The organism is Enterococcus sp. M-BR2 (assembly GCF_056612775.1).
The window spans coordinates 143,924-169,918 of record NZ_CM152743.1; the positions used below are offsets into that span (position 1 = coordinate 143,924).

Genomic DNA, 25,995 nt, shown 5'->3' on the forward strand with positions numbered 1-25,995 from the left:
GTGGAGAAGCAAGAAAATCCCTACGATCACACAAAAAATGCTGACCCAGCAGTTAAGAGAGTTAGAACAAGATGGCATTGTCCATCGAAAAGTCTATAACCAAGTCCCGCCTAAAGTAGAGTACTCGCTCACCGAAGAAGGAAAATCATTAAGAGAGATTCTAGTAGCGATGTCTGTTTGGGGAGAAGAACGTATCGAAAAACAAAAAGCCTCAGGGGAAGAAGTCACATTACTGCATACACATGGTGGCTACCTAAATTACTGATTTCTATGACATTTATTTTAAATAAAAGAAAACATGAGTTTTTTTAAAAGCATCATCTATTTTTTATGTAAAAAAATGGTATGATAAATCAAGTAAGAAATGATTGGAAGAAGGCAAGCAAATGAATAGCATGGAAAAAGTCAACCAGTTTAGAGATGAACGTAATTGGCGACAATTTCATAACGAAAAAGATTTGGCTATTTCTATTTCTTTGGAAGCATCTGAATTGTTAGAACTTTTTCAATGGAAAACGCCGGAAGAAGTAAAAGAAACACAATTAGGACGAATCAAAGAAGAACTGGCGGATGTATTGATCTATTCATACATGATGGCAGACAACCTTCAGCTGGATCTAGATGAGATCATTGAAGAAAAATTGATCAAAAATAATTTGAAATATCCTGTAGAAAAAAGCGCAGGTGTACGAAAAAAATACACAGAGTTGTAGAAATGTGTCATTCGGCTGTTGGAAAGAGCAAAAGAAAAACAGTAAAATGAGTCTGGAGGGAGAGAAAATGAAAAAAAAAGGAAAAGCAAAAAGATGGCTAGTCAATATCCTCTTGTTCCTCTTGTTATTAGTAGGACTAGCTTTGATTTTCAATGAACAGATCAAGGATTATCTTGTCAGAGAGACAGGAGATAAATATGCTATAGCGAATGTAACAAAAGAAGATCTGAAAAAGAATAACGATAAAGATGTCAGTTTTGACTTTGATGCGGTAGAACCAATGACGACAGAAGGGGTCATGAGGTCGCAGATGAGAGGAACAGATCTACCAGTGATTGCTAGTATCGCAGTCCCTTCAGTTTCAATCAATTTACCGATTTTCAAAGGCTTGGATAATACGTCACTACTTTACGGAGCAGGAACATTATCTCCAGATCAAGAAATGGGAAAAGGAAATTATGCCTTAGCAAGCCATCGTGCAACGAACCCTGAATTGTTGTTTACACCGCTGGAAAATTTAGAGATGGGTGCCAAGATCTATTTGACAGATTTAGAAAATGTGTATACATACAAAACATTTTTTAAAGAAAAAGTTGCTCCTACAGATACCCAATTACTGAATGAAGTCGAGGGAAAAGAAATCGTCACACTAATTACTTGTGGCGACATGGATGCAGTCACGCGACTAGTTGTACAAGGCGAACTGGAAAGTGTTACACCGATAAAAGATGCGACAGATGATATGAGAACTGCTTTCAATCTAGAGACAAAAACATTTTAGGATACTGGGACATAAGTCGTTACAGATCAAAAACAGCCAAAGGATATGAATCGATAAGGAAAAACCAATTTGCTGAAAAAAAGAGGAACGCAAAAAGGTGCATCTCTGATTTGGTTGTTTTCTAGATAGACTTGTGTTCCAGTTTTTTTATTTTTATGATTTGTCAAATTAAGCTAGAATAAAATGCTTCTTGTACATAGCTCAAAAATATTTCGATTGGTGTTCTGTAATTCAATGATTTTCTTGGAATATGATTACGTTGATTGCTGACACTGGAAATAAATGTCTGATTCACTTCTCTAAAATCCATTGATTTCGGCAGTCCATTACGACGCAGAATCCCGTTAGAATTTTCGTTTAATGGGCGTTGAGAAGGTGTTCCAGGGTCCGCAAAATATATATCAATATCATGTTGGTTACTAATGGCTTTCCAGTTAGAAAATTCTTTTCCACAGTCAAACGTAATAGATTTAAAGAAGTTTTTAGGGAAGCGAGAAAACCATTGATTAAGGGCAGTTTCAATATCTAATGCCTTACGGCCGTTGGGTTTAATCGTGATAATGACTTTAGATAATCTTTCAACTAAAGTAATGACGGCACTTTTATGATGAATGCCAACGATCGCATCACCTTCAAGGTGACCAAACTCAGAATTGAAATCAGGATAATTATCAGGTCGATCATGGATTGAGCGCTGATACTGTTGTTTTCCCCGTTTTTCCTGATGGCCATTGGGTTTTCTTTTACCTTTCATCGGTAGTGTGTCAATATCAAATATTCCTTTAGAAAATAAACGATAAAGTGTTCTCATACCGCATGAAACAGGCCTTTCTTTTCGCCCGATAATGACGTCAGGCGTCCAACCAAGAGTGACTTTCTCTTTAATGTAATCTACTTCATGAGCAGGTAATTGAATGACTTTTCTACCACATTTTTTCTTATTTTCTTTATACTGGTGCCAATAATCAAGAGCAGTCTTACCTTGCTTGAACTTATTGACTACATTATAAATAGTTTGTATAGCACGTCCCATTCGGTTAGCGATTTCAACCGGCCTATTATGTTGAAGATAATATGATTCTATCATTGTCAGTTCGTCTATGGTAAGATGTTTGTAGGTCATTTATGGTTACACTCCTTTGTTTTCTTTCGTCGGAAATACAATTTGAGTGTACCATAAATGCCTTTTTATTTTTCTAACTTAATTTTACAATTCGCGTTTCGTTTAGATGCGACAGATTGAATAAAAAATTCATCTACTGAATTGAAATCCATAGATTTCAATAAACCATCTCTACGTAACAATCCGTTAGAATTCTCGTTTAGGCCTCTTTGAGACGGCGTTCCTGGATCAGCGAAATAAATGGCAATATCATTGACATTACTGATCTGTTTCCAATTTGAAAATTCCTTTCCACAATCAAAAGTGATGGATTTGAATAGGTTTTTCGGTACAGATTCAAACCATTGATTTAATTTTTTTTCAATATCAATCGCTTGTCTACCACACGGTTTCAATGTGATGATAACTTTTGATAATCGTTCAACTAAGGTAATTACAGCACTTTTATGTTTCAGACCTACGATAGTGTCACCTTCAAGGTGACCAAACTCATTTGAGAATTGGCTATAATCCTTTTCACGTTCATGAATAGAGCGGCGGAAAGTTTGTTTTCCACGTCTTTCTTGATGTCCATTCGGTTTACGCTTGCCTTTCATCGGTAAGTCAGAAGAATCAAATAGCCCCTTTTTGAACATACGATAAATGGTACGAGCAGAACAACTAATAGGAAACGCTGCACGACCAACAATCACATCGGGTGTCCATCCTTGAACAACCTTTCTTTGAATATATTCTGATTGTTCCTCGGGTAAAACAAGCGGACGTCTACCACAGTTTGATTTGTTTTTCTTATACTGTTGATAATATTCTAAGGCTGATTTTCCTTGCTTGAAGAACAGATATACTTTATGGATCGTTTGTCTTGAACGATTCAAGCAATGGGCAGTTTTAGCAACAGATTGATTAATTTTGAAATAAGACTCTATTATTACAAGTTCATCCGTTGTAAGATGGGTATAGGTCATTTGTACTCACTCCTTATAATTCTTTGGTCGGAACTATTTTGAGTGTAGCACAAATGACTTTTTTAGTTGTCTAGCTTAATTTTACAATCGGCGTTTTTTAAATAAAAAAGAAAGAAGGAAAAAACAATGGATAATCAAGCAGTTGGTCGTCGTGTATGGGAAGCGGTAGGAGGACAAAAGAATGTCAAAAGTTTAGTACATTGTGCTACGCGGTTGCGATTCAGATTAAAAGATGAATCTTTAGCAGATACGCAAAAGTTAAAAGAAGACCCGGACGTGATCCAAGTCGTACAAAGTGGCGGTCAGTATCAAGTAGTGATTGGCAGTAATGTAGCAGATGTTTATCAATCGATCGTGGATGAGGAAGGTCTTGCAGTTTCGGAGGATGGAAAAGAAGAGTCCAAAAATATTTTGAATCGTCTAATTGATATCATTTCTAGTATATTTACACCTTTTCTAGGGGCGATGGCAGCCGCCGGGGTATTGAAAGGATTCTTGTCATTGGCAACGGTGATGGGCTGGCTGACAGCTGATAGCGGTACTTATCAAATATTGTTTGCTGCAGCAGATGGTGTCTTTACCTTCTTACCTGTCATGCTTGCTTTTACAGCAGCTAAAAAGTTCAAAGCCAACCAGTTTTTAGCAGTAGCAATTGCTATGGCACTTGTGTATCCAGCTATCACAGCAGTTGCTGGTGCGGGAGAAGCTATCAGTTTCTTTGGGATCCCAGTGATTCTTTCACCATCTGGTTATACTTCTTCTGTCATACCAATCATTCTAGCCGTATGGGTTCAAAGTAAATTAGAGCCATTCGTAAAAAAAGTGATTCCGCAATTTCTGCAAATGATTTTAGTTCCGCTTGTCGTTTTAATAGTGATGGTTCCATTAACATTTCTTGCTTTAGGACCAATCGGGACGGTTGCCGGTAATGTTTTAGGCGGTCTCTTCAACTCGATTTATGGATTTAGTCCAATCGTAGCAGGTCTAATCATGGGAAGTTTATGGCAAGTATTCGTGATGTTCGGCATGCATTGGGGATTCGTACCGATCATGTTTTTGAATATCGAACAATATGGGTTTGATGTATTGATGCCAATGCTTCTTCCAGCCATCTTGGCACAAGGTGGGGCTGCTTTAGCTGTAGCATTGCGAACAAAAGATACGAAACTTCGAGCATTAGGGATTTCTTCTACAGTGACTTCGTTATTTGGAATCACTGAACCAACTGTGTATGGTGTGACATTACCTTTGAAGAAACCATTCATTGCCGCTTGTATTTCTGGAGGTATTGGTGGAGCTATTATCGGATTTTCCGGAGTAAAAGCTTTCTCCAGCAGTTTGGTCAGCTTATTGACGATTCCGACTTTCATTAGTACGGTGGATGGTGTAGAGTCAAATGTGACAGTAGCAGTAATAGCTACAGGAATTGCTTTTGTTCTTGCATTCGTAGGTACATTGATTTTAGGATTTGACGAACAAACACAAGACAATCAATTAGAAAACAAACATGCGAATGCAGGAGAACCGATTACTTCAGCACGGCATACCTTAAAAAGTCCTTTAACGGGTAAAGTACTGCCATTGAGTGAAGTACCAGACCAAGTTTTTTCTTCTGGCGTGATGGGAAAAGGTATCGCTATTGATCCAGAAGTAGGAGAACTAGTTGCCCCGGCAGACGGAGAGATCACGACTATTTTTCCAACTGGACATGCTGTAGGGATCACAACGACTGACGGAGCGGAGATTTTGATTCATATCGGGATGGATACAGTAGAATTAAATGGGAATGGCTTTGAGATCTTAGTCAAACAAGGGGATCTCGTCAAAGCAGGAGATTTATTGATTCGTTTTGACATCGAAGCAATTAGAGCAGCTGGCTATAGCGTAATCACTCCAGTTGTCATTACGAATACTGATGCATTTGCCGATATACTTGAATTAGACCAAAAAGAGATTATTGCAAACGAAGATGTTCTGGCAATTGTAAAATAAGGAGGAAATCAGGATGCAATCACGTTTTTCAGAAAAATTTTTATGGGGTGGAGCAACTGCTGCCAATCAATTAGAAGGGGCTTATGATCGAGACGGAAAAGGGCTATCCGTTGCAGATGCTATGCCTGGAGGTAAGCAGCGCTTTGCGATTATCGGCAGTGAAGAATTTGACTGGACGATTGATCAAGAAAAATATATTTACCCGAATCATCGAGGAATCGATCATTACGATCGTTTCAAAGAAGATCTTGCCTTGTTTGCGGAAATGGGATTCAAATGTTATCGTTTTTCGATTGCCTGGACACGAATTTTTCCAAATGGAGACGAAGGTACTCCTAACGAAGCGGGACTAGAATTTTATGATCAGCTGATTGATAAGTGCTTAAAATATGATATTGAACCTGTGATCACGATTTCTCATTACGAAATGCCTCTTCATTTGGCAAAAGAATACGGTGGCTGGAAAAATCGAAAACTGATCGACTTCTATGAACGATTTGCTCAGACAGTATTAGAGAGATACAGCAGTAAAGTCAAATATTGGATGACTTTCAATGAAATCAATTCGGCCTTTCACTTTCCAGCTTTAAGTCAAGGATTAGTAAAAAGCAATGGAGCAGGAGAGTACCAAAATATTTTCCAAGCATGGCATAATCAATTCGTTGCAAGTAGCAAAGCCGTAAAAATCGGCCACGAATTGCGTTCGGATATCCAAATCGGCTGCATGATTATCTATGCAACAACTTACAGCATCGATGCCAATCCAGTCAATCAGGCAGCAACAATGATCCAAAACCAAGAATTCAATTTTTTCTGCACGGATGTCCAAGTACGTGGAGAATACCCTGCATACACAGCGCGTACCCATAAAAAATATGGAGTCGATCCGGAAAAATTAGAGCAAACGGAAAAAGACTTCCAGTTGCTAAAAGAATATCCAGTGGACTACATCGGATTTAGTTATTATATGTCTACGGCAATCAATGAGACTGATCCACAAGCAGCAACTTCAGAAGGGAACTTGCTGGGAGGAGTAAAAAATCCGTTTCTTGAGGCAAGTGAATGGGGCTGGCAGATCGATCCAGAAAGGCTGAGAATCGCATTGAATGAATTATACAATCGTTACCAGAAACCATTATTTATTGTTGAAAACGGTCTTGGAGCCATTGATCATATGGAAGAGGATGGCACGATTATTGATGATTATCGGATCGATTATTTACGTCGTCATATCGAAGCGATGGCTAATGCAGTAGCAGACGGTGTAGATTTGATGGGCTATACGCCTTGGGGATGTATCGATCTTGTCAGTGCATCAACAGGAGAAATGAGTAAACGTTACGGCTTTATCTATGTGGATCTAGACGATGAAGGAAATGGGACACTGAATCGATCAAAGAAAAAATCTTTTGATTGGTATAAAGAAGTAATTGCCTCAAATGGCGTAAACTTGTAATTAAAGCAGCTGAATGAAAAAGAACACACTTCTCACATGTGATTTGTGTTCTTTTTTTATTTTTTATGTGCTATTCTTTTAGTAATAGTAAAGCAAAGGGTGACGTTATGAAAAGGACACGTGTACTATACTTGGAAGTCGCAGATAAAATTAAAGAAGATATTTTCTCAGGAAAATATCCAGTCGGTTCGATGTTGCCGACAGAAAGTGAATTAGAAGAACTGTTTCAAGTCAGCAAAATCACTGTCCGAAAGGCAATCGAACTGCTGGCATCAGATGAATATGTCGCAAAGAAAAGTGGTCGTGGGACGACGGTTCTAAGCAATCGTCCTTACAATCGATTATCCAAAGCGGCAAGCTTTACGCAAATCTTGGAGAACTCCCGATATGAAGTCCGGAAAGAAACGCTGGATTTGCAATTGGTCCATATAAAGAAGGAAGATCCTTTGTTTTCCTTTTTCGGTGAGCAAGCTGTTTGTTTTAAGCGCTTATATTATTTGAACAATCAGCCTTATATTTATTTTGTTCATTATCTTCCACAAGAAATGATGCAATTCAGCAGAGAAGAATTTGGCAAAGAATCTTTGTATCGTTTGCTGACGAAAAAAGGATATACTATTGACTCATTTTCTGATGATTTCTCGGCAGTATTTTTAACAGAAGAAGAACAAGGAATTCTGAAAACAGACGCACAGATCGGCATCAAACGGATACGGAAATCGTCTACGCAAATTGGGGAAATGATTGAATATTCGGAGGCGGTCTACCATACGGAGCTGCATCCTTACCATATTGATTATGAAACATAAATAAAAAAAGAGGTTGTGAAAAAGCTGCCCTGCATCAAGTAATAAGAACAGCCAAACAAAAATAGCTTCTCATATTTTTCGTTTGGTTAGGCTTATTACCGCAGATACACGGCTGTTTCTGGATTACCATTTATTCTGGATAAGGGGGTGTGGTACGATTTTCAGAAGGAATCTATGAACCAATCACTGTATTGATTTTAGCTTCGATGGTAACCCCATTCGGCTTGACGATCGCTTATTTCTTAGGGAAAATCATTCGTAAAAATATATTCAATCGTCAAGAAATCGATACATTGAAGACTGCTTTTCCTATGGGGATCTGTCAGATCACAGAGGGATGTTTCCCTATCGTATTGAACGACTTGGCACGCAATGTCATAGCAACGGGAGTCGGTGGGGCAGTAGGTGGCGGATTAAGCATGTTTTGGGGCGCAGATAGCCGTATTCCGGCATCGGGAATGTTTGCAGTCGCTACGATGACCAGACCATGGGCATTCATTGGTGCATTGTTAGCTGGTTCTTTTGTCACAGGAATAACCATTTTATTATTGAAAAAACCAGTAGATCCGAATGCAGAAATCATCCAAGAAGAAAAAGAGGAAGAAGACATACCTTGGGATGATTTGACAATTAGTTAGGAGAGGCAGAATGGATTACAAGAAAAAAGTACAATAGATGTACCTTGAGGCAGGAATGGTATGAAAGAATCAGAGTTAGAAAGAATCGAATATACAGATTTTGGTTTAGGAGCGATCGAAACTGTCCAGAGCATCGGCACCCTCCTTGAAATGACGATGAAGGAAAAATGAGAACCTTTCGTTGTCGAAAAGGTCTGGTATACCTTATGTCGAAGGAAAGGAAACAAAAAAACTTTCCTGTACTATTCCAAAAAGGAAAGAAAGTTATTATACAGTAAAAAAAGAAATTATTCTTAATGCTAGAGATCAGTACACGTTCGAGCCCAATATCAAACACTAGTTCCAGGCAGGCGCAACAGGTGCGGTTATCACTGAATTTTCTTCCAGCAGTGACGATTCAAGTGATATTTTTACAAATCCAGCTATTTATCGTTAACAAAAAGATTTTTAGGAGAAGCTGATGAACAAAAATGATCAAATTTTGATCGTTTAGTTCGTCGGCTTTTTTATTTAGAGAAACATCATTTATCAGTGAAACATAACACGAAAACAAAATGATTTTTTCGTTAATAAAAGAAACAAGTATTTGTTGTTTAAAATAATACACGTTATTGGCATATAGGACGAAATCCCAGTATCTTCTATAAGTAAGTCATTTCATATCGATGAAAACACGTTATTTATTTTTGTTTTATCTATAAAATAGCTGAAAAATGATTTTTTTCTAAATACTATATATAGTGGTGTCTATCCTATATACCACTAAAAAACTACAAAATCTAGTCTTTTATTTTAAAAAAACACGTGTAGAATGAAGATAGACTTTTGAGTTAGGGAGTGTTTTTTTATGAAACTTACTGTTTTTTGCGGTTCCCGTTTTGGTAATAAAGAAAGTTACAAATTTATTGCGCAAACGTTAGGAAAATACATGGCACAAGAAGAAATCGAACTGGTTTACGGTGGTTCATACTCCGGGATTATGGGAGTGATTAGTAAAACAGTACTGGAAAATAACGGAAAAGTCACAGGTATCTATCCAAATGGGCTTTTTGAAACTGAATTGCCTGGAAAAGATGTTACTACATTTATTCCTACAGAAACGATCGATGAAAGAAAGGTATTATTATTTGAAAAGGGAGATGCTGTCCTCGTTTTCCCTGGAGGTCTAGGTACATTGGAGGAATTCTCACAACTTCTTTCTTGGATAGCAATCGGTCTGACGCCTGACAAGCCAATCGGAATATTGAATATTGGCGGTTATTACAGCGGCTTGCAACAATTATTAGAAACTTTTGCAAAAGAGGATTTTATGGATAAAAAATGGTTGGATCAAGTAATCTTTTCCAACAATCCATTGGAACTGGTCAATGAATTACGAGCAGTATCTATTAAAAATCAGTTATTATTGAAGGAGGCAAAATAATGAGTCAAATATATTTAGCAGGACCATTTTTTTCAGAGGAGCAAATCGATCGAGTAAGTCGTATCGAAAAAGCGTTGGAGGAAAACAAAACAGTCACAAGTTTCTACTCTCCACGTCATCACCAAGAAAGCAATTATGAACTATTCAGCGCTGGATGGGCGCAGGAAGTATACGAAAAAGATATGGAAGAACTGACAAATGCAGAATTTGTTGTTGCTATCCTTGACTTTGAGTATCAAACAATCGATCCAGGAACGGCTTACGAATTAGGTGTGGCAACTATGTTGAAAAAACCGATGATCATTGTACAAGAAGAGACGGTACCTACGAACTTGATGATTACACAAAGTCTCCATACGTATTTAAAATCAGACCAAGCTGTACGTGAATATGATTTTGAAACATTGCCTGTTGAAACTTACGTAGGCGAGTACTTATAGAAGAGGAAGGGTTGTATGTCAGTGATCTTGATTTCAGGAACGATTGGTGCAGGTAAGAGCAGTTTGACGAATATGCTTGCAAAAGAGATTGATTCTAAACCATTTTATGAAAATGTCGAAGATAACGAAGTATTGCCGCTCTTTTATTCAAATCCTGAGCAGTACGCTTTTTTATTGCAAATCTTCTTTTTGAACAAGCGATTTTTAGCAATGAAAAATGCTTTAGTGAACGATGACAATGTGCTAGACCGATCCATCTATGAAGATAGCCTGTTGTTCCATCTAAACGCTGATTTAGGTCGGGTAACGGATATCGAAGTACAGCAGTACGATAGCTTATTAGATACGATGCTAAACGAGTTAGATGATGTTGCTCCAAAAAAACGGCCTGATTTGATGGTCCATATCAAAGTTTCTTTGGACACGATGCTAGAACGTATCAAAAAACGTGGGCGTGACTATGAACAGCTAGAAAGCGATGAGACGTTATATACCTATTATGAAACGTTGAACACCCGCTATAATCAATGGTATGAAGATTTTGATGTATGTCCTAAAATACAAGTGGATGGGGATAAATTCGATTTTGTAGAAAATCCAGAAGATGCAAAAAAGGTGATCCGTCAGATCCAAGAAAAATTAGCTGAATTGGAAGGAAAGCCTGCTGGAAAATATTTTACGGATAACCAGCATGCAAAAGGTCAAGAATTAGGCTAAAAATAAAAAACCAAACGACGGGAAAGAAAAATTACTACGTGATGTAGAATAAGCCTTTCTATCGTTTGGTTATTTTATATTCAAATATTTGAAATAAATAAATCTTTACTCTTTGATTTGTAAACTGAAATGATCCACTGTTTGTTTTACTGATGAAGCTTGATCAAAGGAAGAAGCTGAGTTTGAAGTTCATAAAAATCAGCCATAGTGAGTTTTGCTTGGATTTGTTTATCTTCTTCTACTTTTTACATAATTTTGAACAGGATAAGATTCAAATGTTTTAAATGAATCTTTGACTAGTTTGTGACAGTTGTCGCATATGCTCAAGCTTCCTTGGTCATTAAATTCTGTATGGATATTTTTGTTGTTATTACATGTACAATAATCAGGACTATCGATCATCCATTTCGTCTCCTTTACAATCATTTTGCTTCTTTACTATAGCAGAAAAGAAGGGGAGAAACAAAAGAAGATCCAACAGACGGCACTATAGACTGTAGATGTTGCCATCCTCATCCTTCAAACGGTAATTACCGATTTTGGTAAATGTGATGGTTGCTTCTTTTTTATTTTCTTTTCCTGAAATAATATATTCGTCATCTTTGGTAGTAATCTTGATGTCTGTCAGCACTGTTTTTTCTTCAGATGATTCAGAAGAATCAGTTTCTTGTGTCTGATACGTGCGTGTCCATTCCATTTTTTTATCTGTAAATGTCAACTGTCCCGCGGATAAATCCATATCTTTACGTACTTTTAGCGTATATACACTGTTAGTGATATCTGCTTTTTCCGCTTTTAAGACAGAAGAATCGGTTGTTTCATCCGAGGATTGGTCAGAGCCGCCAAACAAATTACAGCCAGTCAATGTCAAAAGTCCCGCAGACAAAATAAATAGTACGATTAATTTCTTCAAAATACTTCCCCCATTTGATAGGATAAAGAAATTATACCATTGGAAAGTAAAACTTCAAACGGATGGAAGAGAAAAACGCACAAAACACCCACAAATAGAGTAAATTTTAGAATAAAATTTTAAAAAGGCAAAAAATTCGCCATTTTCGGAAAGCGTTTTAGAAAAGTGTTGCAATCTTTTAAAAAAATGCTATATTAAAAATGAACCGGTTCAAATACTTGTTTAAGTATAATTAATAGTGAGAGGAAGTTGCTCTACTGAAGACTTTAGTTATATGGATATTAATGACAAGCGGCATTATGCAAAGAAAGCGGTCATCATGGTCGAACAACAAGAAAAAGAAATCAAATGTAACTGGCAGGAGTGAAAATGTATGGCATCGATCCGTGACGTGGCTAAGATGGCTGGTGTTTCAGTGGGAACAGTTTCCCGCTATTTAAACGGTCAGCAGCTGAAGAAAAAAAATATGGAAAAAATAGCAGAAGCGATTTCAGCGTTGGACTATAAAGAAAACATCATTGCTAAAGGGCTGAAGAATAATCGAAGTTTCTCTATTGGACTTTTGATAAACGGGATATCTAGCCGTTTTGGTTCGGAGGTTGTTTCAGGGATCGAAAGAGTAGCTGAAGAAAATGGGTATAGCTTATTATTAAGCGGGTTTGCCGATCAGCCAGAAAAAATCGATCAAAAAATCGAATACCTGATGAAGCATGCAATCGATGGGTTGATCGTCTTCTTATCAGAAGAAGAGTGGTCTGGATTTGAAATGCTGACAAAAATGAGTATCCCAGTTGTCGCACTGAATTGTCCGGATGCGCCAGCAGGTATTGATACAATAGTAGTGAATGATCGAGAAAGTGTAGCAAAAGTGATTGCTCATCATGGCAGACAAGGACATAAAACAATAGGATTTATTGCTGCCGCTCAAACAGATTACGTAGCAAGAGAACGTTTAGTTGGAGCCAAAGAAGCGGTACAAAAGGATCCGTCTATCCATTTAGAGATCTTTACAGGAGACTATTCTAGAAAAAGCGGCTATTACGGGGCAAAAGCATTATTAGAAAAAGGGGCAACTGCTATTTTTGTCAGCAATTACAATATGTCGATTGGTGCCATCGAATGTTTCAATCAAGAAGGTGTCAGAATCGGGAAGGATATTGCGTTCAGTCACTATGATTATTTAGATAAAAACGATCTGAGTATCCTTCCGAAAATCACGATCACGCCACCAACAGATAAAATCGGGGAACGAGCAGCAGAGCAGCTGTTGAAACGAATCAAAAAAGAAGAGGAAGAAAATGAAAAAGTGATTGTGATGGAAAATATCATACATGGAATCAACTAAAAAAAAAGAGGTGCTTTGATGAAAAGATATCAATTTCCAGAAAATTTTTGGTGGGGCTCTGCAGCAAGTGGTCCACAAACAGAAGGAAGAATTTCAGGCGATGGAAAAGGAGAGAACATTTTTGATTATTGGTACAAAAACGAACCGCAAAAGTTCTTTGACCAAGTAGGACCTGAAAAAACCTCGCAAGTTTATACGAAGTATCAAGAGGATGTACAGTTGATGAAACAGACTGGGCATAATTCATTTCGAACCTCTATCCAATGGAGCCGTTTGATACCTGATGAATCTGGAACAATCAACGAAGAAGCCGCTCGTTTCTATCATCGCTATTTTGATGAGTTGATTGAAAACGGTATCGAACCCTTTGTTAATCTGTATCATTTCGATATGCCGATGTATCTGCAAGAAAAAGGCGGATGGTTGAACCGAGAAACGGTTGAAGCCTATGAAAAATACGCAAAAAGTTGTTTTCAGTTGTTTGGCTCGAAAGTAAAAAAATGGTTTACCCATAATGAACCAATCGTTCCAGTCGAGGCAGGCTATTTGTATCGATGGCATTATCCGGAAGAATCAGATATGAAAAAAGCAATCCAAGTTGGTTATCATGAAGCGTTGGCTTCAGCATTAGCCATCAAAGCTTACCATGAAATGGACCAAAGCGGTGTCATCGGAATCATCTTGAATTTGACACCGAGTTATCCAAGAGACGAATCAAATCCCGAAGATGTTAAAGCAGCACGAATAGCAGATGCGTTCTTCAATCGTTCATTCCTTGATCCAGCTGTAAAAGGCGAGTTTCCAAGTGAATTGATCGAGAGAATAAAAGAACTCGATCTAATGCCGGAGATCCATCCAGATGATTTGGCGATCATTAAAGAAAACACAGTAGATCTTTTGGGAATTAATTATTACCAGCCACGCCGAATAAAAGCAAAAGAAACACCAATCGATACTAAAAACGGTCCTATGCCTGAGGATTACTTCGACAATTATGAAATGCCTGGTCGTAAAATGAATCCTTATCGCGGATGGGAGATCTATGAAAAAGGAATCTATGATATTTTGATCAATGTACGAGATCATTATGGGAATATCGACTGTTTTATTTCTGAAAACGGCATGGGTGTAGAAAATGAAGCACGATTTATCAAGGAAGATGGTATGATCCACGATGATTATCGGATCGAATTTGTTCAATCTCATCTGAAATATGTCCATCAAGCCATTCAAGAAGGTGCCAATTGTTTAGGTTATCATATGTGGACATGCATGGATAACTGGTCGTGGACCAATGCCTATAAGAATCGTTACGGTTTTATTTCAGTAGATTTAGCACAAGATGGAAAAAGAACGATTAAGAAATCGGGTCATTGGTTCAAAGATGTATCAGACAGAAATGGATTTGAAGCTTAAAGAATAGCCAAGAGAGAATGTATGAAAATTCCCGTTCTTACCGCTTCAGGAAAAAGAAGTTCAATTATTTACGATCTTTTTCAACTTTTTTGTCTTTCTATTTCATTTTTTGTATATAATAGAATAGTCAAAATTAAATAGGAGTGGAGGAAGGCATGAGGAAAAAAAGACCGTTTCTTCTCTTTTGGTTATTCGGTTTTTTCTTACTGCTTATTTTATCCGCAGCATTTTCAGGAAAAATGACAGCAGATCTTGCTCAGAAAGAAACAGAAAAAATCGTAGCAAGCAAAGAATCAGTAGATAATTTCAAAAAAGAATTCTCAACTTATTGGTGGAAGGAATATAAATTAACTGCCAATTACGAAAAAGGTGAATTGGACATCTATTTGCCAAAAGGAAAAGAAGAAAATCAATTTATCAATATCGATGACGTACTTAGTGCGATTTCTCTCAGACAATATCAATTCAAAGACAAACATTTGGCCGTTTTGCTTTTGACTCATGATGGCGACAAGGTAGCTCGTTTGAAAAATGGAAAAGTGGTCACAGCTTATTCTGAAAAAGTGGACAAAAAAGTGGTGGCCGATCGACTAGCGGAATGGAAAAAAACCAATGAACAAGTCAAGAAAACAACTGCTTCTTCTCAAAAAAACGAGTCGACAGAACCAAGCCCTTCAGATTCTGGCAGTGGACAAACGATAACGGGAAATGAAGAAAATCAAGCCTCAATCATTACGAATGAGTCATCAGAAGGACAATATCAAACCTATGGACAATGAAAAACAGAGGTTGTGACAGAAGTGGTCAGCTTCAAGAAATAAGAAGAAATTTACGAAAAGTGCTTCTCAAGTTTTTGAACACCGTTTAGTGGAGAGGTTGTGAAAAAGCTGTCCTGCATCAAGAAATAAGGAGCTGCGACAAGAATTTTGTCTCAGCCTCTTTTTTTGTACGAATACCGAGAAACTACTTTTGAATACCGCAGAGTGAAGCGGTCACCACAAGACTTTTATCTCTTCATTCGTTTAATCGCTTACATCACAGCGGTTTTATGCTGTGAAAAATGGACGGAATAATCTTTAGAAAGAATAAAAAAATCTTAAGATAACAATTTTTTTAGGAAATTTTCATTTTTCAGGAGCAAAATAAGAAAAAATGTGAATAGAGAGAAGTGATATACGTGACACAACTTAAAAAATTGTGCCAAAATCGTTTAGCAATCGTTTTGACAGCTGTTTTCTTTTTTTGGCTGAAGACGATCACTGCTTACTATGCAGATTTTTCATTAGGTGTGGAAGGTACGATCCAGTACTTTATCTTGTGGATCAACCCGATTGCAACAACCTTATTGTTTTTTGGCCTTTCTTTGTATATTAAAAAGCCAAAGCCAGCGTTAGCCATTCTTTTGATCATTGATATTTTAAATACGCTTTTGTTGTACTTGAATATTATTTTTTATCGAGAATTCACAGATTTCATTACAGTCAAATCTGTATTAGGCTTTTCGAAAGTGTCGCAAGGGTTGTCAGGAAGCTCCTTTTCTTTGATGAAACCCCATGATGTCATCTACTGGTTGGATATCGCTGTGTTCATTGGGCTACTGGTTTGGTTGAAGGTCAAGAAAATACCTATCAAAAGCAACCCTGTCAGCAAACCGATGGCTATCGCGGTTACCTGTCTTTCAGGATTGATTTTTTCAGGAAATCTAGCGTTGAGCGAAGCCAACCGTCCACAATTACTGCAGCGGACATTTGACCGTTCCTATATTGTCAAATATCTAGGAATCGATGCGTACACTATTTATGACGGGATCAAAACAGGAATGACTAGCAGTGTTCGCGCGCATGCAAGCAGTAATGGAATTGATGAAGTTTTAGACTATACAAAGAAACATTATGCAGAGCCAAATCCTGAAACATTTGGGCTCGCTAAAGGAAAAAATGTGATTGTCCTTCATTTAGAAAGTTTTCAACAGTTTTTGATCAATATGAAGGTAGACGGACAAGAAGTCACGCCGTTTTTAAATAGTATTTTCCAGAATCAAGCAACGATTAGCTTTGACAATTTCTTTCATGAAGTAGGACAGGGAAAGACAAGTGATGCTGAAAACATGTTGGAAACTGGCACATTTGGTTTACCTCAAGGCTCATTATTCACAGAACTTGGGTCAGATAATGTCTTTCAAGCAGCACCAGCGATCCTTGGACAAACAGAAGGCTATACAAGTGCTGTTTTCCATGGGAATGTAGCTAGTTTCTGGAATAGAGATCATGTATATAAAAATTTAGGGTATGACAATTTCTTTGATCGATCTTATTTTGATGAATCCGACGAAACGTTAGGTTATGGGATATTAGATAAAGATTTATTCAGAGAATCTGCCCAATATCTTGAACATCTACAACAGCCGTTTTACACGAAATTTCTTTCCGTAACCAACCACACGCCTTATTATACGGATGACAAGAATTTCGACTTTCCATCTTTGAATACTGGCAATAGCACAGTAGATAATTATGTTCGAACGACCCATTATCTGGATCAATCATTGGAACAATTTTTTACGTATTTGAAAAAATCTGGTATTTACCAAAATTCAATCTTTGTGATTTACGGAGATCATTTTGGGATCTCGAATACAGATAATAAAGATTTAGCAAGTGCTCTTGGTAAAGATCCAGATACATGGGATGAATTTGACAACGCACAGATGCAACGAGTGCCATTGATGATCCATTTGCCTGGTTACACTAAAGGGACAGTCAATCATGAATACGGTGGAGAAATCGATGTTTTGCCGACATTACTACATCTATTGGGAATCGATGATAAAGATTATCTTCATTTTGGTACAGACTTATTATCTTCTCAGCACGATCAAGTAGTTGCTTTTCGAAATGGGAACTTCGTGACACCCAAATATACCGTCTTAGGAGGAAGAGCTTACAATAATCAGACAGGAGAAATCATCGATACGAAAGCAGCAGGAATCGACGAGGAAATTTCCAAAGATCAGGAAAAAGTCAAGTCTGCTTTAAGTCTTTCAGATAAGCTGAATCAAGAAAATCTCTTGCGTTTTTATGTGCCAAACGGATTTGAAACGATCGATCCGAAAAAATATGACTATAAAAATGAAGCAGAACGTAACATAGCCATCGAAAAGCAAAAAGGAGAACATTCGACAAGTGTCTTTTCAAAAAATGGCAATAAAACAACAACCAACTTATATCCAGTAACAAGAACAGACGTTGAACAGCAAAAAAATAATCAATAAACAATCAAACCAACCTTCAGTAGTTAGACAACATTCTAATGCTTGAAGGTTGGTATTTTTATGAAAAAAACATTTTTTTGTTTTTTTCGTGTATTTTTCCTTTTTAACGTATCTATTTATTGAATGCGGAAAAATTTAAATTAAAAAGGAGAACTATTATGTATGATGGTGAATTGATTAAGAAACTTCGAGTCAACAAGAAGTTGACACAGTCCCAATTAGCGGAAGGAATCTGTTCTAAGACTTCTCTAGTCGGGATTGAGACAAATTCAGTGAAAAAAATGTCATTTGTAACATTGAGATCATTTTTAGAGCGAATGAACATGACACTTGCAGAATATGAATGGATGCGAAACCAGCTGGATGAACCAATAAAGTTAAAGAAAAAAAGACGAATGCTAGATCGGGTACAAGAAGACAGCTTTGATCCTTATAAAGAGATCAGCAATAACCGTAGGCATTTTAAGAAAACAGAAGATCTGTATTATTTGGTTTTGAATCTTCACATGGTCGAAAAAACAGAAGTATCTGAGACAGAATTTGAATTTTTACGTTATGAATGCCGAATCATTGAAGAATACTTGATGCAGATACCAGACTATGGTCAATTTGAACTATCTATTCTAGCTGATTTTCCTTGGATATTCAGTGATCGGTTTATTGAGAACAATTATTTGAAAATCAAAAAAAGAATGCGACGATTAGCACAGTTGAACAATCATGAGCAGTATCTCTTTACTTTTTTAATGAACCTGACTTCGTTTTATATAGAAAATGGTCGGTTGAAAAAGGCACGTAGTGTGAATGAAGATATGAAACGGAGTTTAGCACATAAAGAAAGAAGTACAGTGATCTATGAAACATTGATGGCAGATTATTATCAAAGATTGATTTCTGCTGCTTTAGGGGAAGAAAAGACGAAAGACTACCAAGAATTCTTCACAGTGCTCGAATATATGTTAGGAAAGAATCAACGGAGGTCCTTAGAGAAAAAACTACTGGCCATTGCTGAACCCAGCAACTAGACCAGCAGTTTAGAATTTGTATCACTTCGCCGCTTTTTCAGACGGTTTGTTTGTATCGAATGGCGGGAAAAAGCGGGCGATCTCTTTTACCGCAGCATCACGGGAATCAGAAGCGTGAATGATGTTTTCAGTCCCCGGCAGCGCGTAGTCTCCTCGGATCGTACCTGGAACAGCATCGGCAGCTTTTGTTGCTCCAACCATCTTACGGACGATATCGATCACTTCCTCGCCGACCAGCACAAGATAAACAACAGGACCGGAAGTCATGTAATCGATCAGTTCATCAAAAAAACTGCGCTCAGTCAAGTGCTGATAATGTTCTTTTGCTAATTCAGGAGTCATAGTTTCAAATTTCATTTCAGCAATGGCCAGTCCCTTTGCTTCAAAACGTTGGATGATGCTTCCGACTAAATGGCGTCTCACGCCGTCTGGCTTGATAATAACAAGTGTTCTTTCCATAACAGCACCTCGTTTCCTACTATATTTCTATTATAGCGGGAGGTGGAAAATGAGACAAATAAAACCGCGTGAGACAGGAATATAACGTGTGTATTTTAAAAAAGTATGAAAAACATGGAAAATTGATTTGACATCCTCTTTTTTAGTTGTTATATTAACGAAGGAAAACCGAATAAGATTTGTTAGGTGAGGCTCCTATACAAACATAGGCTACTGCCCAAAAACGTCGAGAGACGCCAATGGGTAGAACAGGAATTGTCGAGATAAGGCTTTTCATAAGGTAGCTAAAAGCAGGTATCTGCTTTTTACGTTGTACAGTGTCAAAACTCAACGATGAGATCTGAGAAGCTTTTTTTAATATGCTTTTTCAAACCTTTCGCTGAGTATTTGGCGAGAGGTTTTTTTGTTGCCGCAAATCCCCATCGGTGAAAAATAAAAAGGAGGTGGTCTAATTGGGAAAATAACTATTCGAAAAATGATTGGAAGTCATGAATTAAAATTACTTAGTAAAGGAGATGAGAACAAATGGATGACAGTCATTCGAAAAACAAAGATCTAGAGGAAAGGCCAGGGCTATTATCTATCTGTTCTCAGCCCCTTTCAGTTTTTTCTCTATCGATCCGATGAATAGCTAAAGACCAAAAGCAGCGAGAACAGCTGTCTTTTGGACACAAAGGAGAGATTGAGATGGAAAAAAAGAAAGATACACAAAAAATCTATGCAGCTTTTGCTGGAAAAACGAAACAAGAATTATTTGAACTATTCCATGCATCAGCAAATGGATTGACAGAAGAACAAATCGAACGTTCAAGAGAAAATTACGGTGAAAATGCGATTTCATATGGCAAAAAAACACCATTCATCGTAGAAATATTGAAAGCATACATCACACCATTTACATTAGTGTTGATCGCATTAGGAATTATTTCATTCATCACGGAATATGTATTAGCAGCTCCTGGAGATAAAGATCTTTTCGGTGTAGCCATTATCTTCACTATGGTTATCGTCAGCGGGACAATGACGTTGATCCAGTCCGTACGTTCCAATCAAGCGGCTGAAAAACTGAAATCATTTGTGAAAGTAACGGCAGCTGTAAAACGTAATGGAAAGTACACAGAGATTCCTATGGAAGAAATCGTCTGTGGAGATCTTGTTCGGCTTTCAGCAGGGGATATGATACCAGCGGATATGCGTTTATTGTCCGCAAAGGATTTATTCATTTCCCAAGCAGCATTGACAGGGGAAAGCTATCCAGTAGAAAAGCATGCGAAAGTATGTGAAGACGATCAGCAAAGCGAAACAAGTTACGAAAATCTTGTCTTTATGGGAAGTAATGTCATCAGTGGAAGTGCGGAAGGAATCATTGTTTCTGTTGGAAATGACACACTATTTGGGCATGTAGCAGAAACGCTATCTGAAAAACCAATTCAATCAAGCTTTGAATTAGGCATCCATAAAACATCCATGCTACTGATCAAATTTATGTCATTGATGGCTCCAGCAGTTATCGTCATCAATGGGCTTACAAAAGGGGATTGGCTAGAAGCTTTTCTTTTTGGACTATCTGTAGCAGTTGGTCTAACACCTGAAATGCTTCCAATGATCGTTACGACGAATTTGGTCAAAGGAGCAAGTGTGATGGCCAAAAAAGGAACAGTGATCAAAAATTTGAATGCCATCCAAAACTTTGGTGCAATCGATGTGTTATGTACGGATAAAACGGGGACATTGACACAAGATAAAATCATTCTTGAATATCATATGGATTGTGAAGGAAATGAAGATGATCGTGTTTTGCGCCATGCGTATCTAAATAGCTACTATCAAACAGGGCTGAAAAATTTGTTAGATGTGGCTATCATTGATGAAGCAACAGAAACTTTAGATACAGATAAGATCAATTATCAAAAAGTGGATGAAATTCCTTTTGATTTTGAACGTCGCCGTATGAGTGTTGTGGTTGCTGATCCAGCTGGTAAAACACAAATGATCACAAAAGGCGCGATTGAAGAAATGCTGAACATTTCTAAATTTATTGATCTTGGCGGTACTGTTACACCATTAACAAAAGAACGAAAAGAAGCCGTACTTGCAAAAGTACAGTCACTTAATGAAGATGGCTTACGAGTGATTGGTGTCGCACAAAAGACCAATCCAAGCGTCGTTGGAGAATTTTCAGTCAAAGATGAGTCAGACATGGTTCTGATTGGTTATCTTGCTTTCCTTGATCCACCAAAAGAAACAACGAAACAAGCGTTGAAAGCTCTGAAAGAACATGGTGTAGCTGTAAAAGTTCTGACTGGGGACAACGAATTAGTTACACGTTCAGTGTGCCGTCAAGTAGGTCTAGAGATCAATGAATTGGTTACCGGTGAGAAAATCTCGGAAATGAGTGATCATGAATTAGCACAAGTAGCTGAAGACCATGAAGTATTCGTAAAATTGAATCCTCAGCAAAAAGCACGTTTGACGACAGCTTTACGTAAAAATGGTCATACTGTCGGATTTTTAGGAGATGGTATCAATGACGCTCCTGCAATGAAAGTGGCTGATATCGGTATTTCTGTAGATACAGCTGTGGATATTGCGAAAGAATCTGCAGACGTGATCCTTTTAGAAAAAGATTTGACGATTTTGGAAAGAGGCCTTCTTTCTGGACGAGAAACTTTTGGAAATATCATGAAATATATCAAGGCTACAGCAAGTTCTAATTTTGGCAATATGTTTTCCGTGCTGATTGCAAGTACGTTCCTGCCATTTTTACCAATGCTGCCTTTACAACTTCTGTTTTTGAATCTGATCTATGATGTTTCCTGCATTTCCTTGCCATGGGATCGGATGGATAAAGAATATTTGGACGAGCCAAAAAAATGGAATGCATCTAGTATTGGGGAATTCATGGTTTACTTTGGTCCAACAAGTTCGATATTTGATATTACTACTTACTTGTTGATGTATTTTGTTATTTGTCCTGCTGTAGTGGGCGGAAGTTTCCATACATTGGATAGTTCACAGCGAGTGATTTTCATCGCATTATTCCATGCAGGATGGTTTGTCGAATCACTATGGACACAAACCTTAGTGCTCCATGCACTGCGTACACCGAAAGTACCATTTATCCAAAGCAACGCAACATTTGCCATGTTTGTTATCACTACATTAGGAATTATTGTCGGTTCTGTCCTTCCTTTTACAAGTTTTGGTGCTGAATTAGGCTTGATGCCACTTCCTGGCAATTACTGGTTATGGTTATTTGCTACAGTCATCGCTTATCTGGCGCTTGTGACAGCTGTGAAGAAAATCTATATCCGTCAATTCCAAGAACTCTTATAAACGAGAAGGCTGGTTCTTTGCTTCTGTTCTTTTTGGACCAGTCGTGCTAAACTATGTGTATTGTTTTGGAAAGGATTAATGTATAGATGAAAGGTGCAATATTTGATTTAGATGGTTTGTTAGTTGACACAGAAAAAACGTATCGTGATGGCTGGCTTTGGGGATTTCAGCAATTTGATATCCATATCCCAAAAGAAATCGTTGACGCTTGGGGCGGAAAAAACTGGAAACAAAGTTTTGATATTTTAGTGAAAGCAGCAGGTAGCCCTGAAAAAGTACAGGAAGTCCGAGCGAAGCGTGAAGAATATTTTTATCAACAGCTGACAAGCGGAGCCATCCACTTAAAACCATATGCAAAAGAAATATTGGCAGACTTAAAAGAACGTCATATGAAACTAGGCATTGCTACGACCACTGTTACGAAAAGAGCAACAGATATCTTGGATCACTTTAAATTAGCTGATTACTTTGACACGTTTACATTCGGAGACGAAGTGTCGGAGAACAAGCCTTCACCGATTCCTTATCTGACAGCTTTGGAACGAACAGGATTAGAAGCTCCTTCAGCTTTTGCAGTGGAAGATTCTTTAGTAGGAGCAACAGCTGCTTCACGAGCAGGATTAGGCGTTGTTTTGATACCTGATTCCAGTTTTGTCCGAAATTATACCGTCGAAGAAAAGGAAAAATTGAAACTTCTTGCTGAAGGAAAAGATCTTCGAACTGTTATTGAAATGTTAGATAAAAAAACAGAAAAATAAATATAGAAAAAATAATTTGAATTTCGTGCTTGACTTTTTAGTTTTCCTCCTGTAGATTAATCCCAACAACAAAATATCGATTTCGTTGAAAAGGAAAGTAAGTTTGGAAACTTTGCAGAGAGGCTCTGGCTGGTGTGAAGAGTCAAGTAAGAAAAGCTGAAAATGGCCTTGGAGAATAATTTGTCGATAAGTAGGCAAATTCGGAAATGTTCGACCGTTAAAACGAACGCCAATCTCTCTTTTTGAGATGTTGGGCTTGAGGGAAGAAAACTTCCGAAAAAAGGTGGTACCACGATACGTCGTCCTTTTACTGACATAGTTTATGTTAGTAAAAGGATTTTTTTTTGAATATTATTTGCATTGAAATGGTAAGTACGATAGAAGAACCTTTGACAGAGAGCTTCGGTAGCTGAGAAGAAGCAAGGAACGACTATTGGAAAATGGCCATCGAGCAATTCATCCCGAGCATAGATGTAAGGCGGTGACGGCTGCGACCGATATCTTGCTAGAGTATGATGGTACTTGAAGAGGAGTTGTGTGTGAACACAGCTTGAACATGAGGTGGTAACACGCAAAAAGGCGTCCTCAAGAAAATGACTATTTTCATTTTCTTGAGGATGCTTTTTTTATAGACAAGGAGGAATGTTAATGATTGAATTGCGAGATGTTTCTGTATGTTTCAAACAAAAAGAAAAAGAGATACAGGCAGTAGATTCTGTAGATTTAACGATTGAAAAAGGGGATGTTTATGGGATCGTCGGTTACTCAGGTGCAGGAAAGAGTACGTTAGTCCGCGTGATGAATTTGTTGCAGAAACCAACAGCAGGAGAAGTCATCGTCAACCAGACGAATTTAAGCCAGCTCTCTCCAAAAGAATTGCGAAAAGAAAGAAAGGCCATCGGTATGATCTTTCAGCATTTCAATCTAATGGAAAGTCGAACGATTTTTGACAACGTAGATTTTTCTCTAAAGTATTCTGGAAAATCAAAACAGGAACGTCGTCAAAAAGTGAATGAACTACTGGAACTTGTCGGTCTGGAAGAAAAAGCATCTGCGTATCCTAAACAACTGTCGGGGGAACAAAAACAACGAGTGGCAATCGCACGAGCTCTGGCAAATGAACCTAAAGTGTTGTTATGCGATGAAGCAACTAGTGCACTTGATCCGAAAACGACCCTTCAGATCCTTGCGCTGTTAAAAAAACTAAATCGTCAACTAGGTCTAACGATCGTCCTGATTACTCACGAGATGCAAGTTGTCAAAGAAATCTGCAACAAGGTGGCGGTTATGGAAGCTGGGAAAATCATTGAAAAAGGCAGCAGCATCCAGATTTTCAGTCATCCTGAAGAAGAATTGACTAAAGATTTTATTCGGACAGCGACACACCTTGACCAAGCATTGGAAACAATCAGTGCCCATGCTGCTTTTGCCGATCAGATTGCAAATAAATGGTTGGTGGAATTAAGTTATATCGGCAACCAGACGAACGAACCTCTAATCGCTCATCTTTACAGCAAGTACCAAGTAACAGCGAATATCTTATACGGTAATGTAGAGCTATTACAAGAAACACCCTTAGGAAGTTTGATCGTTACTTTAGCTGGAGAAACCAAACAGCGGCAAAAAGCATTGGATTATTTGATCAAATCTGGTGTAAAAGTAACTATTTTACAAAAAAACGAATTAGATAACCGTATCAAAGTCATCGAAGGAGGAAGCTAAAATGACTGAATTTTTTAAAACATATTTGCCGAATGTCTATTTGATTCCGGATGAATTCATCGAAGCGACAAAGCAAACACTATATATGTCTTTTTGGACGGCATTCATTGGTGGGATTATCGGAATCATCCTAGGTGTGACGTTAGTAGTGACGCGTCCAAATGGATTACTAGCTAACAGGCTGCTGTTCGAAATACTTGATAAGTTGATCAATATCATTCGTTCCATCCCTTTTATTATCTTGCTTTCCCTTTTAGCTTTGACTACTCGTTTCTTAGTTGGAACGACGATCGGTGCCAAAGCAGCTTTAGTCCCTTTGATTTTTGGTGTTGTCCCGTTTTTTGCCCGTCAAATCGAGAATGCACTGCTAGAAGTTGATCCTGGGGTGATCGAAGCAGCAGAAGCGATGGGCACGAGCCCAATCGGCATCATTTTACGTGTTTATTTGTTAGAAGGGTTACCCGGTATCATTCGGGTCTCAGCGTTGACGATTATCAATGTGATCGGACTGACTACCATGGCCGGAGCAGTAGGTGCCGGCGGATTAGGGAATCTTGCTATATCGAGAGGATATAATCGATTCCAAACAGATGTAACGATTGTCGCTACATTATTGATTCTGGTCTTAGTTTTTTTGAGTCAATTTATCAGTAATCAACTGATTAAAAAAATCACACATTGAAAGTGGAGGAG

At 37.9% G+C, this 25,995-nt stretch carries 23 protein-coding genes, 2 pseudogenes, 1 riboswitch and 2 other annotated features; of the genes and pseudogenes, 19 read left to right on the plus strand and 6 right to left on the minus strand.

Features of this window, described 5'->3' with window-relative positions; translation table 11 throughout:
- Positions 1–10 precede the first annotated feature (10 nt).
- The 3 genes and pseudogenes from AC1F25_RS00665 to AC1F25_RS00675 all read left to right on the plus strand — a co-directional run.
- Positions 11–265, plus strand: a pseudogene (locus AC1F25_RS00665) (winged helix-turn-helix transcriptional regulator); the annotation flags it as partial.
- Between the two features lie 121 nt (positions 266–386).
- Positions 387–713 carry a nucleotide pyrophosphohydrolase gene (locus AC1F25_RS00670; protein WP_123830725.1) on the plus strand — a complete coding sequence of 109 codons (327 nt, stop codon included), beginning with the start codon at positions 387–389 and terminating at the stop codon, positions 711–713.
- A gap of 67 nt (positions 714–780) precedes the next feature.
- Positions 781–1,494 (plus strand): class A sortase, encoded by a 714-nt coding sequence (locus AC1F25_RS00675; protein WP_002317959.1) that lies wholly within the window; start codon positions 781–783, stop codon positions 1,492–1,494.
- Between the two features lie 163 nt (positions 1,495–1,657).
- On the opposite strand, the gene AC1F25_RS00680 is transcribed toward AC1F25_RS00675, so the two are convergent.
- Complete coding sequence (locus AC1F25_RS00680) at positions 1,658–2,617, minus strand: IS30-like element IS6770 family transposase (protein ID WP_479994167.1); 960 nt, start codon at positions 2,615–2,617, stop codon at positions 1,658–1,660.
- Positions 2,618–2,682: 65 nt separating this feature from the next.
- Positions 2,683–3,582: an IS30 family transposase gene (locus AC1F25_RS00685; RefSeq protein WP_479994168.1), complete on the minus strand. Its 900-nt coding sequence runs from the start codon at positions 3,580–3,582 to the stop codon at positions 2,683–2,685.
- Positions 3,583–3,708: 126 nt separating this feature from the next.
- On the opposite strand from AC1F25_RS00685, the gene AC1F25_RS00690 reads away from it, so the two are divergent.
- From AC1F25_RS00690 to AC1F25_RS00705, 4 genes and pseudogenes are all read left to right on the plus strand, one after another.
- Positions 3,709–5,574, plus strand: coding sequence for a beta-glucoside-specific PTS transporter subunit IIABC (locus AC1F25_RS00690; protein WP_119364833.1), 1,866 nt, complete (start codon positions 3,709–3,711; stop codon positions 5,572–5,574).
- 13 nt (positions 5,575–5,587) lie between these two features.
- Positions 5,588–7,030, plus strand: a complete 1,443-nt coding sequence (locus tag AC1F25_RS00695; RefSeq protein ID WP_252707060.1) for a glycoside hydrolase family 1 protein — start codon at positions 5,588–5,590, stop codon at positions 7,028–7,030.
- Positions 7,031–7,137: 107 nt separating this feature from the next.
- Positions 7,138–7,839 carry a GntR family transcriptional regulator gene (locus AC1F25_RS00700; RefSeq protein ID WP_002293839.1) on the plus strand — a complete coding sequence of 234 codons (702 nt, stop codon included), beginning with the start codon at positions 7,138–7,140 and terminating at the stop codon, positions 7,837–7,839.
- 161 nt (positions 7,840–8,000) lie between these two features.
- Positions 8,001–8,477: pseudogene (locus AC1F25_RS00705) on the plus strand (PTS fructose transporter subunit IIC); the annotation flags it as partial.
- A gap of 397 nt (positions 8,478–8,874) precedes the next feature.
- On the opposite strand, the gene AC1F25_RS00710 reads toward AC1F25_RS00705, so the two are convergent.
- Positions 8,875–9,084: a phenylalanyl-tRNA synthetase subunit beta gene (locus AC1F25_RS00710; protein WP_002296192.1), complete on the minus strand. Its 210-nt coding sequence runs from the start codon at positions 9,082–9,084 to the stop codon at positions 8,875–8,877.
- A 240-nt stretch (positions 9,085–9,324) separates the two neighbouring features.
- On the opposite strand from AC1F25_RS00710, the gene AC1F25_RS00715 reads away from it, so the two are divergent.
- The 3 genes from AC1F25_RS00715 to AC1F25_RS00725 are packed head-to-tail and all read left to right on the plus strand — an operon-like array spanning position 9,325 to position 11,057.
- Positions 9,325–9,900: an LOG family protein gene (locus AC1F25_RS00715; protein ID WP_002293608.1), complete on the plus strand. Its 576-nt coding sequence runs from the start codon at positions 9,325–9,327 to the stop codon at positions 9,898–9,900.
- Positions 9,900–10,340, plus strand: coding sequence for a nucleoside 2-deoxyribosyltransferase (locus tag AC1F25_RS00720; protein WP_086306976.1), 441 nt, complete (start codon positions 9,900–9,902; stop codon positions 10,338–10,340). Before AC1F25_RS00715 ends, AC1F25_RS00720 begins: the two co-directional genes overlap by 1 nt.
- A 15-nt stretch (positions 10,341–10,355) precedes the next feature.
- Positions 10,356–11,057, plus strand: coding sequence for a deoxynucleoside kinase (locus tag AC1F25_RS00725; protein ID WP_010724400.1), 702 nt, complete (start codon positions 10,356–10,358; stop codon positions 11,055–11,057).
- Positions 11,058–11,285: 228 nt separating this feature from the next.
- Here the strand turns inward: AC1F25_RS00725 and AC1F25_RS00730 are convergent, their stop codons facing one another.
- Complete coding sequence (locus tag AC1F25_RS00730; RefSeq protein WP_002293603.1) at positions 11,286–11,459, minus strand: hypothetical protein; 174 nt, start codon at positions 11,457–11,459, stop codon at positions 11,286–11,288.
- An 85-nt stretch (positions 11,460–11,544) separates the two neighbouring features.
- Complete coding sequence (locus AC1F25_RS00735) at positions 11,545–11,970, minus strand: hypothetical protein (RefSeq protein ID WP_002299985.1); 426 nt, start codon at positions 11,968–11,970, stop codon at positions 11,545–11,547.
- Positions 11,971–12,343: 373 nt separating this feature from the next.
- Here AC1F25_RS00735 and AC1F25_RS00740 point away from each other — a divergent pair, with 373 nt between their 5' ends.
- From AC1F25_RS00740 to AC1F25_RS00760, 5 genes are all read left to right on the plus strand, one after another.
- Positions 12,344–13,315 carry a LacI family DNA-binding transcriptional regulator gene (locus tag AC1F25_RS00740; RefSeq protein ID WP_073490683.1) on the plus strand — a complete coding sequence of 324 codons (972 nt, stop codon included), beginning with the start codon at positions 12,344–12,346 and terminating at the stop codon, positions 13,313–13,315.
- 18 nt (positions 13,316–13,333) lie between these two features.
- The gene (locus tag AC1F25_RS00745) at positions 13,334–14,731 is read left to right on the plus strand and encodes a glycoside hydrolase family 1 protein (RefSeq protein WP_081186002.1); all 1,398 of its coding nucleotides are present in this window, start codon (positions 13,334–13,336) and stop codon (positions 14,729–14,731) included.
- Positions 14,732–14,886: 155 nt separating this feature from the next.
- Positions 14,887–15,510 carry a hypothetical protein gene (locus AC1F25_RS00750; RefSeq protein ID WP_309416811.1) on the plus strand — a complete coding sequence of 208 codons (624 nt, stop codon included), beginning with the start codon at positions 14,887–14,889 and terminating at the stop codon, positions 15,508–15,510.
- A gap of 398 nt (positions 15,511–15,908) precedes the next feature.
- On the plus strand, positions 15,909–18,002 hold the full coding sequence (locus AC1F25_RS00755) for an LTA synthase family protein (protein ID WP_479994169.1): 2,094 nt from the start codon (positions 15,909–15,911) through the stop codon (positions 18,000–18,002).
- A 158-nt stretch (positions 18,003–18,160) separates the two neighbouring features.
- Positions 18,161–19,027, plus strand: coding sequence for an Rgg/GadR/MutR family transcriptional regulator (locus tag AC1F25_RS00760; protein WP_002293329.1), 867 nt, complete (start codon positions 18,161–18,163; stop codon positions 19,025–19,027).
- Between the two features lie 21 nt (positions 19,028–19,048).
- On the opposite strand, the gene ndk is transcribed toward AC1F25_RS00760, so the two are convergent.
- Positions 19,049–19,486 carry a nucleoside-diphosphate kinase gene (gene ndk, locus AC1F25_RS00765; RefSeq protein WP_002317955.1) on the minus strand — a complete coding sequence of 146 codons (438 nt, stop codon included), beginning with the start codon at positions 19,484–19,486 and terminating at the stop codon, positions 19,049–19,051.
- Between the two features lie 171 nt (positions 19,487–19,657).
- Positions 19,658–19,832, plus strand: a riboswitch (M-box (ykoK) riboswitch).
- Between the two features lie 341 nt (positions 19,833–20,173).
- Between ndk and mgtA the strand changes: the two genes are divergently transcribed.
- The 4 genes from mgtA (at position 20,174) to AC1F25_RS00785 (ending at position 25,984) form a co-directional block, all read left to right on the plus strand.
- On the plus strand, positions 20,174–22,822 hold the full coding sequence (gene mgtA, locus AC1F25_RS00770) for a magnesium-translocating P-type ATPase (protein ID WP_479994170.1): 2,649 nt from the start codon (positions 20,174–20,176) through the stop codon (positions 22,820–22,822).
- 86 nt (positions 22,823–22,908) lie between these two features.
- A complete protein-coding gene (locus AC1F25_RS00775) occupies positions 22,909–23,580 on the plus strand; it encodes an HAD family hydrolase (protein WP_119364839.1) in 672 nt (223 codons plus the stop codon).
- Between the two features lie 76 nt (positions 23,581–23,656).
- Positions 23,657–23,890, plus strand: a binding site (T-box leader).
- Positions 23,891–23,931: 41 nt separating this feature from the next.
- Positions 23,932–24,170 (plus strand) — a binding site (T-box leader).
- A 58-nt stretch (positions 24,171–24,228) separates the two neighbouring features.
- Complete coding sequence (locus AC1F25_RS00780; protein ID WP_479994171.1) at positions 24,229–25,302, plus strand: methionine ABC transporter ATP-binding protein; 1,074 nt, start codon at positions 24,229–24,231, stop codon at positions 25,300–25,302.
- 1 nt (position 25,303) lies between these two features.
- Positions 25,304–25,984 carry a methionine ABC transporter permease gene (locus AC1F25_RS00785; protein WP_002312131.1) on the plus strand — a complete coding sequence of 227 codons (681 nt, stop codon included), beginning with the start codon at positions 25,304–25,306 and terminating at the stop codon, positions 25,982–25,984.
- Positions 25,985–25,995 lie beyond the last annotated feature (11 nt).

Coding starts and splice junctions, on each gene's coding strand:
- AC1F25_RS00670 (WP_123830725.1), top strand. CDS start 387: ATGAATAGCATGGAAAAAGTCAACCAGTTTAGAGATGAACGTAATTGG.
- AC1F25_RS00675 (WP_002317959.1), top strand. CDS start 781: ATGAAAAAAAAAGGAAAAGCAAAAAGATGGCTAGTCAATATCCTCTTG.
- AC1F25_RS00680 (WP_479994167.1), bottom strand. CDS start 2,617: ATGACCTACAAACATCTTACCATAGACGAACTGACAATGATAGAATCA.
- AC1F25_RS00685 (WP_479994168.1), bottom strand. CDS start 3,582: ATGACCTATACCCATCTTACAACGGATGAACTTGTAATAATAGAGTCT.
- AC1F25_RS00690 (WP_119364833.1), top strand. CDS start 3,709: ATGGATAATCAAGCAGTTGGTCGTCGTGTATGGGAAGCGGTAGGAGGA.
- AC1F25_RS00695 (WP_252707060.1), top strand. CDS start 5,588: ATGCAATCACGTTTTTCAGAAAAATTTTTATGGGGTGGAGCAACTGCT.
- AC1F25_RS00700 (WP_002293839.1), top strand. CDS start 7,138: ATGAAAAGGACACGTGTACTATACTTGGAAGTCGCAGATAAAATTAAA.
- AC1F25_RS00715 (WP_002293608.1), top strand. CDS start 9,325: ATGAAACTTACTGTTTTTTGCGGTTCCCGTTTTGGTAATAAAGAAAGT.
- AC1F25_RS00720 (WP_086306976.1), top strand. CDS start 9,900: ATGAGTCAAATATATTTAGCAGGACCATTTTTTTCAGAGGAGCAAATC.
- AC1F25_RS00725 (WP_010724400.1), top strand. CDS start 10,356: ATGTCAGTGATCTTGATTTCAGGAACGATTGGTGCAGGTAAGAGCAGT.
- AC1F25_RS00730 (WP_002293603.1), bottom strand. CDS start 11,459: ATGATCGATAGTCCTGATTATTGTACATGTAATAACAACAAAAATATC.
- AC1F25_RS00740 (WP_073490683.1), top strand. CDS start 12,344: ATGGCATCGATCCGTGACGTGGCTAAGATGGCTGGTGTTTCAGTGGGA.
- AC1F25_RS00745 (WP_081186002.1), top strand. CDS start 13,334: ATGAAAAGATATCAATTTCCAGAAAATTTTTGGTGGGGCTCTGCAGCA.
- AC1F25_RS00750 (WP_309416811.1), top strand. CDS start 14,887: ATGAGGAAAAAAAGACCGTTTCTTCTCTTTTGGTTATTCGGTTTTTTC.
- AC1F25_RS00760 (WP_002293329.1), top strand. CDS start 18,161: ATGTATGATGGTGAATTGATTAAGAAACTTCGAGTCAACAAGAAGTTG.
- ndk (WP_002317955.1), bottom strand. CDS start 19,486: ATGGAAAGAACACTTGTTATTATCAAGCCAGACGGCGTGAGACGCCAT.
- mgtA (WP_479994170.1), top strand. CDS start 20,174: ATGGAAAAAAAGAAAGATACACAAAAAATCTATGCAGCTTTTGCTGGA.
- AC1F25_RS00775 (WP_119364839.1), top strand. CDS start 22,909: ATGAAAGGTGCAATATTTGATTTAGATGGTTTGTTAGTTGACACAGAA.
- AC1F25_RS00780 (WP_479994171.1), top strand. CDS start 24,229: ATGATTGAATTGCGAGATGTTTCTGTATGTTTCAAACAAAAAGAAAAA.
- AC1F25_RS00785 (WP_002312131.1), top strand. CDS start 25,304: ATGACTGAATTTTTTAAAACATATTTGCCGAATGTCTATTTGATTCCG.